We start from the raw sequence: 16,386 nt of genomic DNA on the forward strand, positions 1-16,386 counted from the left end.
CATTTAAATAGGAGGGACGAAAGATGCGTGATCTTTCGCCCTCCCTTTTTAATTTTTATTATTATTTTTCTTCTTCAGGTTCTGTCACTTTGGATGTGTCGCTGACCAATTTGTCCAGTTTTTCCATGTACTCGGATTCTGTGATGTTGCCTTTGTATGCATCATTGATGATGGCATCCATTGCTGGCCAGAACGAAACGATTTCCGGAACTTTAGGCATTACAACTGAATGAGTAGGTTGGGACATTTCCATAACCGCTTTTGCAACAACGTCTTCTTGCACTTCCGCTGTTTCCTGAACGACTTTGTTAGATGGGATGACGCCCATTTCCTGGAATTCAGTCAATTGGGAAGTTTCATTGGACAGGTAGTTAGCCAAAGCCATGGATGCTAAAGGAGCATCTGTCTGTTGGTTGACGGCAAACAATTTGACGCCCAAGAAAGCTTTCATTTGAACTTCGCCGCTGCCGAAATCGACTGTCGGATAAGCCGCAACGCCCATGTTCTCGCCCAATGCTTTGACTACGTCGTTTTTGGACCAAGGACCGGAAAGGAAAGCATCCGAAACGCCTGCTTCCAAGTTTGCCAAAGCTTCAGCTCCGGACTGGATCACGCCTGGATTGTTCTTTTGAGCTGCGATCCATGCAAGTACTTCAGCACCTTTTTCGTTATTGAAATTAGTTCCGCTTGGATCTTCACCGTTTTCACCGTACAAGTAAAGACCGTTACTCATGAACAGCGGTCCAAAGATATAGTTGGCTCCAGCTTCAGCAAAATTTGTGCCGATTTTGCCTTTTTCAGACAATGTCGTCCAGCTCTTCACATCGTCTTCAGTAAGTTTCGCTTTGTTATAGTAGAGGACTTGCGATTCAACGCCGTATGGGTAGCCGTAAAGCTCATCATTCCACGTTACGCCTTCCACAGCCGATTCCACGTTGTTTGCTTTTACTTCATCTGCGTATTTTGTGTTCGGGTACAACAAACCCGCTTCAGCCATTTGACCGACCTGGTCATGCGGCATCATGAAAACATCGGCAGCCGCTTTTGGATCTTTCGAGACATCTTTTTTTGCATCAGCTGAGCTTCCTGCTGCCACTTCAACCGTAACTTCAGGGAATTCTTTTTCAAATTCCGCCACGATTCCTTTGAAGACTTCCACGTGATCCGTGTCCACCCACAATTTAACATCGCCTTCTACAACGACTTCCCCGGATGTGTTCTCAGCCGAGCCAGTGTCGCTTGTATCCGCTGTGCCGCCGCATGCGCCCAAGATTAAAGCAGATGCCCCCAAGATTAAACCGCTTCCAAAATATTTTTTCCAATTCGTCTTCACTTACTTGTCCCCCTTGAAATGAATTTCCTTTACAAGTCTGATTATGCAACCGATTGCTTAAATAGTCAAGCGTTATTTCTCATAAAAAGAAAACGGTTTATTTTTTTGATGAGTCAGATTGTTTGTGAAAAGCTTATTTATATAGTTATATCAAGGTTTTTTAATAATTCGAAATCCAACCGACGTGATTCTCCACCCCAAAAATAAAATGCAACCGATTGCTAAAAGTTCTTGCAACCGATTATCCGATGTGCCACAATGTGGGAAAACAAAGAATGAAAAGGAGCCGATACTACTATGAACACTTCAGCGCTTTACCATCGTCCCGAAAGCGAGTTTGCCTATCTATATGACTCGGAAACGATGCATGTCCGTTTGCGTACCGCACGCGGAGACGTCCGAGAAATGGGACTGCTTTACGGAGACCCTTATTTTTTGGACAAAGAGGAGTGGTTCCGCAAACCGCTTCAAATGATCAAAACACTTTCCACCGATCTATACGATTACTGGTTCGTGCAAGTGAATGCACCCTTAAAACGCTTATCCTATGCGTTCGCCTTAACAGGCCATGACGGAATTTCCGTCTTTTATGGCGATCACGGCGTCTACCCATTAGAAGAAGAATATTTGCGGATGCCGAATAATTACTTCCGGATGCCCTTCTTCCATGAAGTCGATCGCTACAAAACACCGGAATGGGTCAAAGAAACCATTTGGTATCAGATTTTCCCGGAGCGTTTCGCCAATGGGGATCCTAGCAACGATCCGGAAGGCACGCTTGCTTGGGGCTCGGAAGACCCGAACAGACAGAACTTCTTCGGCGGTGACCTGCAGGGAGTCATCAATCACCTCGATTATTTGGAGGACCTGGGAATCAATGGCATTTATTTCTGCCCGATTTTTGAAGCTTCTTCCAACCATAAGTACGACACGATCGATTACCTGAAAATCGACCCGGCTTTCGGCGATGCCGAAACCTTCAAAAAACTCGTGGATGAATGCCACAGGCGCGGCATGAAAGTCATGCTGGACGCCGTCTTTAACCATATCGGTGACTCTTCCCCGCAATGGCAAGACGTGCTTAAAAATGGGGAAGATTCGAAATATGTCGATTGGTTCCACATCAATGAGTTCCCGGCTTCGTACAAGCGAGGCGAAAATTTTGAGGATGCCTATGATATCACCTACGATGTCTTTGCCGCCAACCCACATATGCCGAAATTGAATACGGCCAATCCGGAAGTCCAGGATTATCTGCTGAACATCGCCCGTTACTGGATCGAAGCCTTCGACATCGACGCCTGGCGTTTGGATGTCGCGAACGAAGTCGACCACGCCTTTTGGAAAAAATTCCGGATCGTCTGCGATGAAGCTAAAAAAGATTTCTACATTCTCGGCGAAATTTGGCATTCCTCCCAGAACTGGCTGCAGGGCGACGAATTCCACGCAGTCATGAACTACGCCTTCACCGATGCGATCATGGGCTATTTCGTGAAGAATGAACTATCATTGAGTAAAATGGTGTCGGAAATGAACAACCAGCTGATGCTCTACCGCGATCAGACAAACCAGATGCAGTTCAACATTTTGGATTCCCATGATACGCCACGCCTTTTGACGGAAGCCAACGAGGACAAAGACATCATGAAACAAGCGATGGCGTTCACTTATATCCAGCCTGGGGTCCCATGCCTGTACTACGGGGATGAAATCGGCTTGACCGGCGGGATGGACCCGGATTGCCGCAAGTGCATGGTCTGGGAAGAGGAAAAACAGGACCGCAACCTGCACCGATTCGTGAAACAATTGAATGGCATCCGCAAAGAGCAGCAAAAGATTCTTTCAGAAGGCACCGTTTATTGGCGTCAAGTGTCCGAAGAATCGGGCGTAATCATTTTGGAGCGCATGCTGGGCGGCGAAGTCATCCGCGGCGCCTTCAATACCGGCGAACACACGGCACGGGTCGAACTGATCGGGGAGGCTTTGTTCTCGAACCTTGCGGATGTGTCGGACGGCTCGGTCGAATTGGAACGCAAAGGTTTTGTGTTGATGAAAGAATAACAACTGCACGTTGCGGTGAGAAGTTCGGACAATAAATTTTAGGAAATGACTAAGGAGTGAGGTTGCAGCATGGAAAAACATTGGTGGCAAGAGGTTGTCGTTTATCAGATTTATCCGCGGAGCTTCAGGGACAGCAACGGCGACGGTATCGGCGATATCGCCGGCATGACCGAAAAGTTGGACTACCTGGAAAAATTGGGGATCGGGGCCATTTGGCTTTCGCCTGTCTACCAGTCGCCGAACGACGACAATGGATATGACATTTCCGATTACGAAGCCATTCTTGACGAGTTCGGCACGATGGAAGATATGGAGCATTTCATCGCGGAAGCCGACAAGCGCAACATCAAAGTGGTGATGGATCTGGTGGTCAATCATACTTCGGACGAACACGCTTGGTTCGTCGAAGCCAAAAAAGGCAAAGACAATCCGTACCGTGACTATTACGTCTGGGCCGATCCTGCCGCGGACGGCGGCGTGCCGAACGAATTGGGCTCAGCCTTCTCCGGGCCGGCATGGGAATGGGATGCGGCGAGCGGACAGTATTATTTGCATCTTTTCAGCAAAAAACAACCGGATCTGAACTGGCAAAATAAAGCCATGCGCCAGGAGATCTATGCGATGATGAACCGCTGGATCGCCAAAGGAATCGGCGGGTTCCGCATGGATGTCATCGACCTGATCGGAAAGATCCCCGAAAAAGGAATCACGGGAAACGGACCGCAGCTGCATGAATTCCTGCAGGAAATGCAACAAGCGACTTTCGGCAACCACGACCTGCTGACCGTCGGCGAAACCTGGGGCGCGACTCCGGAAATCGCCAAATTGTATTCCGATCCTGAACGCAACGAGCTGTCCATGGTTTTCCAATTCGAGCACATCGGCCTGGACCAGAAACCGGACGGCGAAAAATGGGATCTGCAGCCGATGCGGGTGGCTGAACTGAAACGGATTCTGGCCAAATGGCAGACGGAAATCGGGCACGATGGCTGGAATTCCCTGTTCTGGAACAACCACGATTTGCCGCGGATGCTTTCGCGCTGGGGCAACGATCAGGAATACCGTTCGGAGAGCGCCAAAATGCTGGCAATCCTGCTGCACATGATGAAAGGCACGCCCTACATCTATCAAGGCGAAGAAATCGGCATGACCAATACGCCGATCACATCCATTGCGGAAGCACGGGACATCGAAACGATCAATATGTATCACGAGCGCTTGGCGAAAGGCTATCCCGAGGCAGCGATCCTGGCATCGATCAACGCGAAAGGCCGCGATAATGCCCGCCGCCCGATGCATTGGAATGCTTCACTGCACGGCGGATTTACGACAGGCAGTCCTTGGGTCGGCGTGAATGAAAATTACACGGATATCAATACGGAAGCTGCGTTGGCGGACCCGGATTCGATTTTTTATACGTACCAAAAGCTGATCCGCTTGCGCAAAGAAAACCCAATTATGATTTGGGGCGAATTCGAGCTGGTCGATACGGTCGACGAAGTCATCAGCTATTACCGAGAATATGAAGGCGAGCGCTGGCTAGTCGTAACCAATTTCTCCGATGCCACGCAGTCCTTCTCGGTCGATGATGAGATAGCCGAAGTAATCATCCAGAATGCCGAGAATGAGATCACCGGTTTGAAGGACCTGCAGTTGAAGCCTTGGCAAGCCTTCGTGGTGAAGGTGAAAGCATGAACAGATGGTGGAAAAACGCGGTAGGTTATCAGATTTATCCACGGAGTTTTCGGGATGCCAACCACGACGGCATCGGCGATCTGCAGGGAATCATCGAAAAACTGCCTTATCTGAAGTCATTGGGCGTGGATTTCATTTGGTTGAACCCTGTCTATGCTTCGCCAAATGTCGATAACGGCTATGACATCTCCGATTACCAGGACATCCATCCCGATTTCGGGACGATGGCCGACTTCGAGGAACTGTTGGAAAAAGCCCATGCTGCAGGCATCAAAATCATCATGGATCTGGTCGTGAACCATACAAGCGATCAGCATCCTTGGTTTCTGGAAGCGAAAAAAGGCTGCGAAAACCCCTACCGCGATTATTATTTGTGGGCGGATGCGACGGAAAATAAAATGCCGAATGATTGGCAAAGTTTCTTCGGCGGATCGACCTGGACTTACGACGACCGCTCGGGTCAGGCCTATTTCCATGTCTTCGCTCCGGAACAGCCCGATCTGAATTGGAAAAATCCGAAAGTGCGGGAAGAAATCTACCGGATGATCCGCTGGTGGCTGGACTTGGGGATCGACGGCTTCCGCCTGGATGCGATCAGTCATATCCAGAAAGAACCGTGGGATTTCAAAATCACCGACAATCCTTGGGCGCCCTTTATGAACGTCTCGGGAATCGAAGTCTATATGCAGGAGCTGAAGGAAATTTTTGATGCATACCCTATCATGACGGTCGGGGAAGCAAGCGGCGTTTCCAGCAAAAAAGCCGCGCATTGGACCAAAGAAGACGGCTATTTGAATATGATCTTTGAGTTGGAGCATAACGTGCGCGAAGGCCAACCGGGTTCGGAACGGCTCAATCTGTTGGGATTCAAAAAGGTGCTTTCCCGTTGGCAAAAAGACTTGGGATCAAACGGATGGAACGCCCTGTACGTGGAGAATCATGATAATCCGAGGATCGCTTCGATTCTGGGGGATGAATCGCCCAAATCAGCCAAAGCGATCGCGACGATGTACATGCTGCTGAAAGGGACGCCCTTCATCTATCAAGGCCAGGAAATCGGCATGACCAACTTCGCCTTCGAGTCGATGGAACAAGTCGATGCCCAAGATTCGCACAATCTCTATCGCATTCTCTTGGATAGCGGCTCTTCCCCAGAAGATGCATTGCGCAACGTCACCCATTGGACGCGGGACCATTCGCGCACGCCGCTGCAATGGGAAGGCGGCATGTTTGGCGGATTTTCCGAGTTGCTGCCCTGGATGGCAGTGAACAGTAACGCTGAACATTTGAATATCGCCGAGCAGGAAAAAGATGAACAATCCGTTTTGAGTCATTACAAGCATTTGATCCGTTTGAGAAAAAATCAGCCCGTATTTTCCGATAGTACCTTCGAACTGATTCTGAAAAATCATCCGCAGGTCTTCGCTTATTTGCGGAAATCGGACACAAAACAGGTGCTCGTCCTCACGAATCTTAGCCGGAAAGCCTGCCAAATCGACCTTCCGACAAGAGTGTCCAACAAAAAATGGCACTTGCTGCTGACGAATTCCGAGCAGATGGCTATCGAAAAGCGCGTACAGCTGCAACCCTATGATGCTTGGGTATTTGAGGAAATTGCTGCGGTGCCCGCTGACCAGAGTTGAGCGTCGGAATCGATGCACTCCTCCGGCGAGGCTGCTTTGGCCGGAGTAAAGCGGTAATTTGCGGGCTCTTCTCCCGCGAGCCTGTCCTAGTCGGAGCACAGACTTCAAATGTGGGCCGTCCTCCGGCGTAGCCTCCGTTCGCCGGAGGAAACCAGTCTCATCTATCACCCCGAATAAAGTTTTACAAAACGCTAAAATGAATGCACGAAGAAGGGGCTGTCCCGAATGAGACAACCCCTTCTTCGTGCATTCTGCTTATTGCGCTAGATCTTCTTCTGTGTAATATTCGGTATCGATCAGTTCAGCTTTATAGTTTTCTTTATCGACAGAGATTGGGTTTGCCAAATAGGTCGGCACCACTTTAACGCTGTTGTCGTAGGTTTCGGTGTCATTGACAGGTACTTCTTCGCCCTTGAAGATAGCTTCAATCATCTCGATTGTATTTTTAGCCAAAATACGCGTATCTTTAAATACAGTCTGCGTTTGTTCGCCTGCAATGATCGATTTCACGCCTGCTTGGTCTGCATCTTGTCCTGTAATGACCGGCATCGGCTTGTCTGCTGAACCGTAGCCTACCCCTTTCAAGGAAGAGATGACCCCCAAACTGATCGTATCATTGGGAGACAAGACGGCATCCAATGTTTCATCTGAATAGTTTGCGCTCAACAGATTATCCATCCGTCCTTGGGCAGTCGATCCGTCCCAACGCAGCGTTGCGATTTGGCTGAATTTTGTTTGCCCGGAACGAACAACCAGTTGACCGCTGTCAAGGTACTGTTGGAACACGGACATCACACCATCGTAATTGATCAAAGCATTATTGTCATCTGGAGATCCACTAAATAATTCAATATTATAAGGGCCTTCACCTTCACTCAAGTTCAATGCATCTTCGATATAGGAAGCCTGAAGAACCCCAACGCCGAAGTTATCGAATGTAGCATAGTAATCCACGTGCTCGGAATTCATCAACAGACGGTCGTAAGCGATAACTTCAATATCCTCGTTCGCAGCTTTTTCCAAAACGTTCGTTAAAGCAGAACCATCGATGGGGGCTATCACCAAAAGATCTACGCCTTTTGTGATCATATTCTCGATTTGCGCAATCTGATTTTCGACTTTGTCTTCTCCGTATTGCAAGTCCGTTTTATAACCCAGCTTCTCCAATTCCGTCACCATATTGTTACCGTCCGAAATCCATCGTTCCATCGATTTCGTTGGCATCGCAATCCCGACATAGCCACTTTCTCCGGTAGAAGCATTGCCACTTCCGCAAGCTCCCAAGACCACTGCAGATAACAACGTTACTGTTGCAAGGATACCTTTTTTCAAACTGAATTTCATTCCAAATTCCTCCACTGCTGATTATTTTTACATCTGTACCACATCAATAAAAATAACGCTTACATTAAATGGGTTGTCCGTTCCTTGGCATCATTTCGCGAATCATGGCTGGAGGGTATGAAACCATCCAGCCACGATTCGTTCCCATGATTCAAACCCAAAAATCTTAATGTTGCACGCTCAAATTTCTGCACAAATAGACTGTTATTCTTTCGCCAACGCATGACAAATTTCTTTTGTAGCTCCGTAAACTTGCGTATACAGTGCATATATTTTTTGATAGACTGCAACGTTTTCCGGAATAGGCCGGACGACATCTTTGTAGGCAACAAACACATCTGCGCAAGCAGTCACTGTTGGGAACCATCCAAGTCCGACCGCTGCCAACATTGCAGCGCCCAATCCAGGTCCCTGTTCGACTTCCAGACAGGTGATTTCGGCATCGAAAACATCTGCTTGGATTTGCAGCCAATCCGGATTTTTGGCTCCTCCGCCAACGGAAACGATCCGCTTAAAGGATTTTCCAGCTACTTTCTCCATCAATACTTGCGAATCCTTCAAGGAGAAGGTGATTCCTTCCAGAACCGCTCGTGCAAAATGTTTAATCGTATGATTCGTGTCCATCCCGATAAAACTGCCACGGATTTTGCTGTCGACATGCGGCGTGCGTTCCCCGACTATATACGGGGTGAACAACAAGCCCTCTGCACCCGGTTTGATTGCATCCATCCCTTCCAGCAGTTCCTCGAATGTGCTGTCCGGTGCGAACGTATCCTTGAACCAGTTGAGACTGTGTCCTGCCGCCAAAGTGACGCCCATCGAGTAGTACCCATCTTCAATGGTGTGGTTGAACAGGTGCAATTTTCCTTGGTAATCCTGTTCAGCCGAATCCTCGAAAGCGAGGAACACACCGGATGTTCCGATGCTGGCCATGCCGGTCTCGGCATTCACAATACCGGCGCCAATTGCAGCGCAGGCGTTATCAGCGCCACCCGCAAATACTTTTACTTCTTTTTCAAAGCCGAAGCGGTTCGCCAGTTCCGGCCGCAGGTTTCCGGTCATTCCCGAAGATCCGATCAATTCAGACAAATGGGTTTCCGGGATGTTGAATTTTTCAAGAATCGGTTTGGACCATGCTTTCTTTTCCGCATCCAGAAGCAGCGTGCCGGCTGCATCCGAGTAATCCATATGCATGGTACCGGTCATCCAATATCCCAGATAATCCTTTGGCAACAGCATATGCCGCACCTTGTCCCAGATTTCCGGCTCATTTTCCTGGATCCACAGAATTTTCGGCAAAGTGAATCCTTCCAATGCGATGTTTTTCGTAATCGCAAGCAGTTCTTCCCCGAAGGCATCCGTGATCGCCTTGCACTGTTTGGTTGTCCTGACGTCATTCCACAGAATCGCATTGCGGAGGACATTATTATCTTCATCCAACACAACCAAACTATGCATCTGGCCGGAGAAGCTGATTCCTTCCAATTGTACAGTGAAGTCTGCAACTTCATCTTTCAGCCTGTCCAGTACATATTCGCAAGCCAGAATCCATTGCCCCGGCTCCTGCTCGCTGTAGCCGGATTTCGGATGGATCAGCGGATAATCTTTTTGAGCGGAAGCTACTGCTTTACCGTGCTGATCCAGTAGCAATCCCTTCAATGAACTTGTTCCCAAGTCTATTCCTAACACATACGCCATAATTTTTGCTCCTATTCTGTTGCACCCATCAACCGAACAACTTCTGTATGGATTATACTAGGTAATCGTTCAAACGGGATTTGACGAATTCAAGATGGCTTGACTCCAGTTTGATGTCTCCGTTTTGCATGGAATACTCTGTCAATGATTCTAATGTTTCTTCATCCGACAAGATTCTTGCGCCGATTCCTTCATTGTAGCTGGCATATCGTTTGTCTTTCAGATCATCGAAGAAACGTTCCTCTTTCAACTTGGCCGCAGCTTTCAATCCGCGGGCAAAAGTGTCCATCCCGGCGATATGTGCCAACAACAAATCTTCCATCTCGAATGAGGAGCGGCGTACTTTGGAATCGAAGTTGATTCCGCCCGGTGCAATCCCACCGTTCTCAAGGATTTCATACATAGCCAATGTCGTATCGTAGATGTTCGTCGGGAATTCGTCCGTATCCCAGCCCAACAGCATGTCGCCTTGGTTGGCATCGATCGATCCCAGCGCATCGTAGCAACGGGCTACATTCATTTCATGTTCAAATGTATGTCCAGCCAATGTCGCATGGTTCGCTTCCAGGTTCAGTTTGAAGTCGCCTTCCAAACCATATTTTTGGATGAAGGCCATTGTTGTTGCTGCATCGAAATCATATTGGTGTTTGGACGGCTCCATCGGTTTTGGTTCAATCAGGAACTGTGGTTTGTGGCCGATTTTCTCGCCGTAAACAACTGCCATTTTGAACAAGCGGGCAATATTGTCTTGCTCGAATTTCATGTCCGTATTCAATAAGGACTCGTAGCCTTCACGGCCGCCCCAGAAGACGTAGTTTGCGCCGCCCAGTTTCTTGCTGATGTCCAAACCTTTTTTCACTTGTGCTGCCGCATAGGCAAAAACTTCAGCGCTATTGGAGGAAGCAGCTCCGTTCACATAACGCGGGTGGGAGAACATGTTGGCTGTGTTCCACAACAGTTTGATGCCGGTTTGATCCATCTTCGCTTTGATCAGGTCTGTGATTTCATCAATGTTATTGAAGAATTCTTCCAGAGAATCGCCTTCAGGGGCGATGTCGACATCGTGGAAGCAGAAAAATTCAACATCAAGTTTTTCCAAAATTTCAAAGAAAGCTTCCACACGGTTTTTTGCGGTTTCCATTGGAGTAGACCCTTCCCAGGTGCGGATGTTCGTAGGGCTTCCGAAAGGATCGGAGCCGTCCTGCGTCATTGTGTGCCAGTATGCGACACCGAAACGCAAATGCTCCTTCATGGTTTTGCCCATCACGACTTCAGACGGATTGTAATGGCGGAATGCCATTGGGTTTTCTGTGGTAACGCCTTCATATTTGATTTTATCTACTGTTGAAAAATAACTCATTTCTTTTCCTCCTAAAAAATGTTATCTTGTCTTTGGGTTAGTTCGCTCAACTAACTCATGAACATAATATAAACGAATATTTTTTTGTTGTCAAGCGCTTTCAGAAGATATATGATAGATAATGTAGGAAGAAGGAGTGGTTTTATTGATTCACAGCAAATATACGATCCGCGAAAACAATGAGGCAATTATTTTAAATGCTATCATCAGCCAGAAAGAAATTTCCCGTGCTGAATTATCCGTCCTTACCGGTTTGAATAAGGCTTCCGTATCCGCAATCAGCAAAAAACTTTTGGATGACCAGTTGATTCATGAAGACCGTATCGGCGACGCAGCCAGAATCGGCGGCCGAAAGCCCATCATGCTCACTTTCAATGGAAAAGCTGCACTTACCCTTTCCTTGGATGTTGCACCCAATTACGTAGAAGGGCTCATCGCCTACATCGACGGAAAAGTCCTTTATGAATCCGAAATCAGAGGCATCAAAGTTTCTTCCGCCAATGTCCTCGACTATATCACGGAAATGGTTGAAAAATTGACGCAACATGCTGTGGAAACGCCTCACGGCATCACGGGACTCTGCGTTGCGATCCACGGACTCGTCAATCAGGAAGAAATCATCTTTACGCCCAACTATACGTTGCAGAGCGATTTGAAGGCTCAATTAGAAGAAATTTATCCGTTCTATGTATATTTGGAAAATGAAGCAAATCTGGCAGCGCTTGGTGAATATACCTTCGGATCGATTTCGGACAGCGTCGTCAGCCTGAGCATCCATACCGGGATCGGAGCCGGAATCGTTGAAAACGGAAAACTGCGGATCGGCAAAACCGGAAAGGCCGGTGAAATCGGCCATAGCATCCTTTATCCCGATGGCCGAAGATGCCCTTGCGGCAATGACGGCTGCCTCGAGCAGTATGCTTCCCATCAAGCCCTCTACAGTGAACTGGAACAGACGCTTGCGCTACCGGACATCAATTCTTCTTTGGTAATCGAACGTTATAAAAAAGGCGACCCCGTTTTCCAAAATGCACTACGGACCAATGCGCATTATTTGAGCATCGCCGTCAATAATCTGGCCGTAATCTATGAACCTGATTTAGTGGTGATCAACAGTTCCATTTATTCGCAAATCCCTGAGCTGATCAACATTCTTAAAGGTGATCTCAAAGGTAAATTTTCGTGCGAGACCAGTGTCGTCAGCAGCTCACTCAGAAGAAAAGCGACCTTATTCGGCGGCGTGGCCAAGTCCACACAAAATTTTCTGAATATCCAAAATTTGAAAATGAATCCTGAATTATTCATGCTACCCAAAAATTTGACATGAACACTCCGTTCAAAGAGGAACCCGAACTTCTTGGGGATTATTTGCCATGGAGTCAAGATGTTGTCCAGGCAAACCGCAAATAAACCCTACTACGATATGATATCCATATTGTGGCAGGGTTATTCGTGTTGTAGTACACACCTAGTTATGTAGCGCTTACATCCAACTCATATAGACATTCCACTTAAAAAGAGTAAGATATAAATCAAACAAGACGGGAGCGACCGGGATGAACAAAACACCAGATTGGTTGAAAAAAATTGTCCATATACCTGATATTGATACGAATATTAAATTGTTTGGTGGTCATAAGCAACATGTGCCCTATAAATGGAAGGCGGAACGGGAAACCCACTACGCTTTTGAAATGATGTTTATTTTGTCGGGTACAAAAAGGATTATATTTAGTGGGACTTCTTATGATTTTGTCGCTGAAGATATGGTATTGATTCCGCCTGGTACGCCCCATGAAAATCAGTGTGTTTCTGAAGAAGGCATGACGTATTTTTGCGTCCATTTTGATATCGATGACCCCATGATTCAACAAAGACTCCTCATGTATTGTCCGATTTTTCTGCGGAAGGAAAATACAGCTTATCAATCGATTGAAGAAGTCATCCAAGGTTTTATTCAGTTATTAGATTGTGGTGACTTTGGGTTAAAGAAGAAACTAAAAGTACAACAATTAATCATTGAATTAGTTCTTTGTTTATTGGATTATGCGGACTATGAACAAGTTGAAATGAAAAAATCTGATAATACTACATTAATTCTTGCGATAGAAATTGCGAAAACACTGCAAGAAAATTTTCGTCAGTTTACGAAGTACCCGACAGAAGAGAATTTTTCTTTATTATCTTTACAACAAATTGCTGAGTCTTTGAATATCAGTGAAAGCACTATGTTGAAAATTTTTAAAAAAGTTTATTCCGTGAGTCCTAAATATTATTTAGATCGATTACGTTATAATGAATCAAAAAAATTACTTCATCAGCCGGGTTTATCCATTGGTGAAATTGGTGAAATAGTTGGTTATCAAAATGCTTCTCATTTCTCAAGGCAATTTAAAAATTGGAATGGGCAATCTCCTAAACAATATCGACAAGAAATAAATGAAATTGTTCAAAAGTAAGCCCGCATTCAAATGACGTAAATAAAGAAATAGCCGGATACTTGCGAAAAAATCGCATGGTATCCGGCTATCCATGATGCGCACCAAAGGGTGTTGCTATTTTTTTATATTTCGGGCTTACTAATTATCGTTACACAATTCGGGAATGCAGGTTCAAACTCATAATTTACAAATGAGTTGAGCTACTTGATTAAGAAATCCATTTTTTTGATAAGCAACGACTCAGGTCCCATGAATCCCATCCATACCAAGAGGGATCATTAATCGTATCAATGTTTAATTTATACGTCCAGAACATATGCCCTTCACCGATATTCCACGTCTCGACTGATTTTTTCCATAAAATCTGATAAACTTCAACTAATTCTTCTGCGGAAAATTGTTTATTAGAATCAAAGGTTTGTTGAGTAGGATTAATTCCCCCTTGGGTATCCACACCAACCGCGTAGGAGTTAAACAGTGACCATTCCCCGACAAAAACAGGAATATAGGCTGCGACTTCTGCGATTTCTTTTCCTAAAGCTTCTAAGTAATTAAGATAGGCTTCGAGATTTTGCTCGGTACCTTCCATTTCTGCAAACATCAAGTATTGATGAGTATCTAACATCACATTTTCAAATGCATGATCGAGAAAACAGTCTTTCCAAGCATGTAGTTCGAAAGCATCATGAAAAGCAATCACTGTTTCTGGCAATAAAATTTCACGTAATTTTGTATACGCCTCCAGATAAAAAGATTGTAAAAACTTCATCGACAATGGGCCACTTCCTGCCGCTAACTTCGGATCACGGGCTGGATATCGTTCCAGTGGTTTCATAGTCCCCCACATTTTTTCTGTAATTGGTTCATTGATGAGTTGAATCCCCCATAACGCTTCATGGTCTCTGTACCGCTGCGCTAAGCGAGTCAGAACAGAGAGTGCGAAATCGACTTCTTTTGGATCTTGTCCCCAGCGACATACTCCAGAAATCCCCCCGTTATCAAACCCATTTTGGCTTCCTGGAACCGTGTGTAAATCAAGCAGAATCTTAATGTCATAAGCTTTTGCCCAGTTAAAAGCTTTATCTAAATACGGAAGGCAGCCAATAAATGGCGGACGATCGCCGAAAGCGAAATAAGGAATTGGGATACGAATCAAATTAAGGCCCGCAGATGCGATGCGAATAAAATCAGCTTCAGTAATGAATTCCGAGCGGTGATTTAAAATTCGTGCCTGATACGCTTCTTTCTCTAAATCGTGCGCTAGGTAATATTCATCTTCTGCTTGAGTTCCTTCAAAAAGTTCTGGTGTCATCCACTTTTCTAATACGAGCCAACCGCCAAGATTCACTCCTTTAATTTTTTCTAACATGAACTATTCCTCCGTTATACTATTTATTATTTACTTCTCTTTCGCGTAAATCTTTAATAATGCCCTCAAATTCATCATCCAACCGATAGAAGTATAAAATAACTAGGATCAATACGTTAAGAATGATCGGCAGTACCCAAAAGACCATATGAATACTCGTAACCGCTTGAGCGGATTGTGTGACCGACGTTCCAACATAGCCACCCATAGATAAAACAACTCCCAGCAAGGCAGAACCTAAACCATTTCCGACTTTATAGCCGAAACTACAGGCACTATTGGTTAGACCTTCCATTCGTAGACCCGTTTTCCATTCACCATAGTCCACTGTATCAGAGACCATCGCCCAAATCACTGCTCCAAAGAATGCGCCTCCAATTCCTCGAATAATGCTTGATGCATAGATACCTACCACCGAGCCACCCATTACAACAAGCAGCACTGTACCAATGGATTGAATAATTAAACCGAGACCCATTGAATTTCTCTTTCCTAATCGTTTAACGAATGGTGCAATGATAAACATGAAAGTAATTTGAGCAATATTCATAATCGAGTTGATTGTTTGGGCTAACTGATTGTCCCCCAAAATCGATTTCGCGTAATATACAGTTGATCCGTAGCTTAAAGCCATGTTAATGAATAAAAGCATTAAAATCCCCGTCACCATTAACCAGTATTTATTTTTAAATAAGGCACGAATTCCAACTTTAAATGAGACATGGGCAGACTCTTCATTGAGAGGTTTGACTCTTTCTTTCGTTCCAGCAAAGCTAATAAGAAAAGCAACTACAGCTAATATACCAAAGATACCAAAAGTTTTAGTCCATGCACCCGCATCATCACCAAAATATTTCACTAAGGTCAAGGTATAAGAGTTAATAATCAATGTCCCCGCTGTCGCCAGTAAGTTCCGGAAAATACTTAGAACACTTCGTTCGTAAGGATCTTGAGTCATTAGAGCGTTTAATGACGAATAAGGAACGTTAATTGCCGTATATACCACACTTGAAACTAAATTATACGTTAGAAATACATAGATCAATTTCGCTCCATTGTCCCATCCTACCGGTACAGAAAAAAGTAAAATTCCTGAAATTGCAAAAGGGATTGCCATTCTGAGAATCCAAGGTCGTGCTTTTCCATATTTTGTTTTTGTGCGATCGACAATCATTCCCATCCCAATATCAGTCAACCCATCTAAAAACCGTGAAAACAACATGATCATTCCAACCGCCGCCGCATTCACTCCTGCATAGTCAGTATAATAAAATAATAAATACGTCGTCATTGCCGTATAAATAATATTACACCCAAAATCCCCTAAACCATAAGCGATCCGTTCAAACAATTTTATTTCCTTAGATGCTTTTAATTCTATTTCATTTTCCATTTTCATCCACCTTTACTTATCAATATATTTTCAAATCTTAAGTTCCTAA

11 protein-coding genes are annotated in these 16,386 nt (G+C 45.5%); 5 read left to right on the forward strand and 6 right to left on the reverse strand.

From position 1 onward, the window contains the following. Positions 1-61: 61 nt before the first annotated feature. Positions 62-1,333, reverse strand: coding sequence for an extracellular solute-binding protein (locus WBM30_RS05110; RefSeq protein ID WP_424899677.1), 1,272 nt, complete (start codon positions 1,331-1,333; stop codon positions 62-64). Between the two features lie 297 nt (positions 1,334-1,630). On the opposite strand from WBM30_RS05110, the gene WBM30_RS05115 reads away from it, so the two are divergent. The 3 genes from WBM30_RS05115 to WBM30_RS05125 all read left to right on the forward strand — a co-directional run bounded on the left by WBM30_RS05115 (position 1,631) and on the right by WBM30_RS05125 (position 6,732). Next, positions 1,631-3,394: a glycoside hydrolase family 13 protein gene (locus tag WBM30_RS05115; protein ID WP_424899678.1), complete on the forward strand. Its 1,764-nt coding sequence runs from the start codon at positions 1,631-1,633 to the stop codon at positions 3,392-3,394. A 69-nt stretch (positions 3,395-3,463) separates the two neighbouring features. Beyond that, the gene (locus WBM30_RS05120; protein WP_424899679.1) at positions 3,464-5,089 is read left to right on the forward strand and encodes a glycoside hydrolase family 13 protein; all 1,626 of its coding nucleotides are present in this window, start codon (positions 3,464-3,466) and stop codon (positions 5,087-5,089) included. Further along, positions 5,086-6,732: a glycoside hydrolase family 13 protein gene (locus WBM30_RS05125; RefSeq protein ID WP_424899680.1), complete on the forward strand. Its 1,647-nt coding sequence runs from the start codon at positions 5,086-5,088 to the stop codon at positions 6,730-6,732. The genes WBM30_RS05120 and WBM30_RS05125 overlap by 4 nt, the downstream gene beginning before the upstream one ends. A 255-nt stretch (positions 6,733-6,987) precedes the next feature. Here WBM30_RS05125 and chvE read toward each other — a convergent pair whose 3' ends face one another. From chvE to xylA, 3 genes are all read right to left on the reverse strand, one after another. Continuing rightward, entirely contained in the window at positions 6,988-8,076 is a 1,089-nt protein-coding gene (chvE, locus tag WBM30_RS05130) for a multiple monosaccharide ABC transporter substrate-binding protein (protein WP_424899681.1), read from the reverse strand. A gap of 204 nt (positions 8,077-8,280) precedes the next feature. Next, on the reverse strand, positions 8,281-9,774 hold the full coding sequence (xylB, locus tag WBM30_RS05135) for a xylulokinase (protein WP_424899682.1): 1,494 nt from the start codon (positions 9,772-9,774) through the stop codon (positions 8,281-8,283). Positions 9,775-9,826: 52 nt separating this feature from the next. Then, on the reverse strand, positions 9,827-11,134 hold the full coding sequence (xylA, locus tag WBM30_RS05140; RefSeq protein ID WP_424899683.1) for a xylose isomerase: 1,308 nt from the start codon (positions 11,132-11,134) through the stop codon (positions 9,827-9,829). Positions 11,135-11,279: 145 nt separating this feature from the next. Here xylA and WBM30_RS05145 point away from each other — a divergent pair, with 145 nt between their 5' ends. Continuing rightward, complete coding sequence (locus tag WBM30_RS05145) at positions 11,280-12,461, forward strand: ROK family protein (protein ID WP_424899684.1); 1,182 nt, start codon at positions 11,280-11,282, stop codon at positions 12,459-12,461. 229 nt (positions 12,462-12,690) lie between these two features. Beyond that, positions 12,691-13,593, forward strand: coding sequence for a helix-turn-helix domain-containing protein (locus WBM30_RS05150; protein WP_424899685.1), 903 nt, complete (start codon positions 12,691-12,693; stop codon positions 13,591-13,593). A gap of 190 nt (positions 13,594-13,783) precedes the next feature. On the opposite strand, the gene WBM30_RS05155 is transcribed toward WBM30_RS05150, so the two are convergent. Both WBM30_RS05155 and WBM30_RS05160 read right to left on the reverse strand, forming a co-directional pair. Continuing rightward, a complete protein-coding gene (locus WBM30_RS05155; protein WP_424899686.1) occupies positions 13,784-14,944 on the reverse strand; it encodes a glycoside hydrolase family 5 protein in 1,161 nt (386 codons plus the stop codon). Between the two features lie 19 nt (positions 14,945-14,963). Further along, complete coding sequence (locus tag WBM30_RS05160; protein ID WP_424899687.1) at positions 14,964-16,337, reverse strand: MFS transporter; 1,374 nt, start codon at positions 16,335-16,337, stop codon at positions 14,964-14,966. Between the last annotated feature and the right edge of the window lie 49 nt (positions 16,338-16,386).

Origin of the sequence: Trichococcus sp. (genome assembly GCF_049684335.1) — a bacterium.
Taxonomy (GTDB): Bacteria; Bacillota; Bacilli; order Lactobacillales; family Aerococcaceae; genus Trichococcus.

Coding starts and splice junctions, on each gene's coding strand:
- WBM30_RS05115 (WP_424899678.1), top strand. CDS start 1,631: ATGAACACTTCAGCGCTTTACCATCGTCCCGAAAGCGAGTTTGCCTAT.
- WBM30_RS05120 (WP_424899679.1), top strand. CDS start 3,464: ATGGAAAAACATTGGTGGCAAGAGGTTGTCGTTTATCAGATTTATCCG.
- WBM30_RS05125 (WP_424899680.1), top strand. CDS start 5,086: ATGAACAGATGGTGGAAAAACGCGGTAGGTTATCAGATTTATCCACGG.
- chvE (WP_424899681.1), bottom strand. CDS start 8,076: ATGAAATTCAGTTTGAAAAAAGGTATCCTTGCAACAGTAACGTTGTTA.
- xylB (WP_424899682.1), bottom strand. CDS start 9,774: ATGGCGTATGTGTTAGGAATAGACTTGGGAACAAGTTCATTGAAGGGA.
- xylA (WP_424899683.1), bottom strand. CDS start 11,134: ATGAGTTATTTTTCAACAGTAGATAAAATCAAATATGAAGGCGTTACC.
- WBM30_RS05150 (WP_424899685.1), top strand. CDS start 12,691: ATGAACAAAACACCAGATTGGTTGAAAAAAATTGTCCATATACCTGAT.
- WBM30_RS05155 (WP_424899686.1), bottom strand. CDS start 14,944: ATGTTAGAAAAAATTAAAGGAGTGAATCTTGGCGGTTGGCTCGTATTA.
- WBM30_RS05160 (WP_424899687.1), bottom strand. CDS start 16,337: ATGGAAAATGAAATAGAATTAAAAGCATCTAAGGAAATAAAATTGTTT.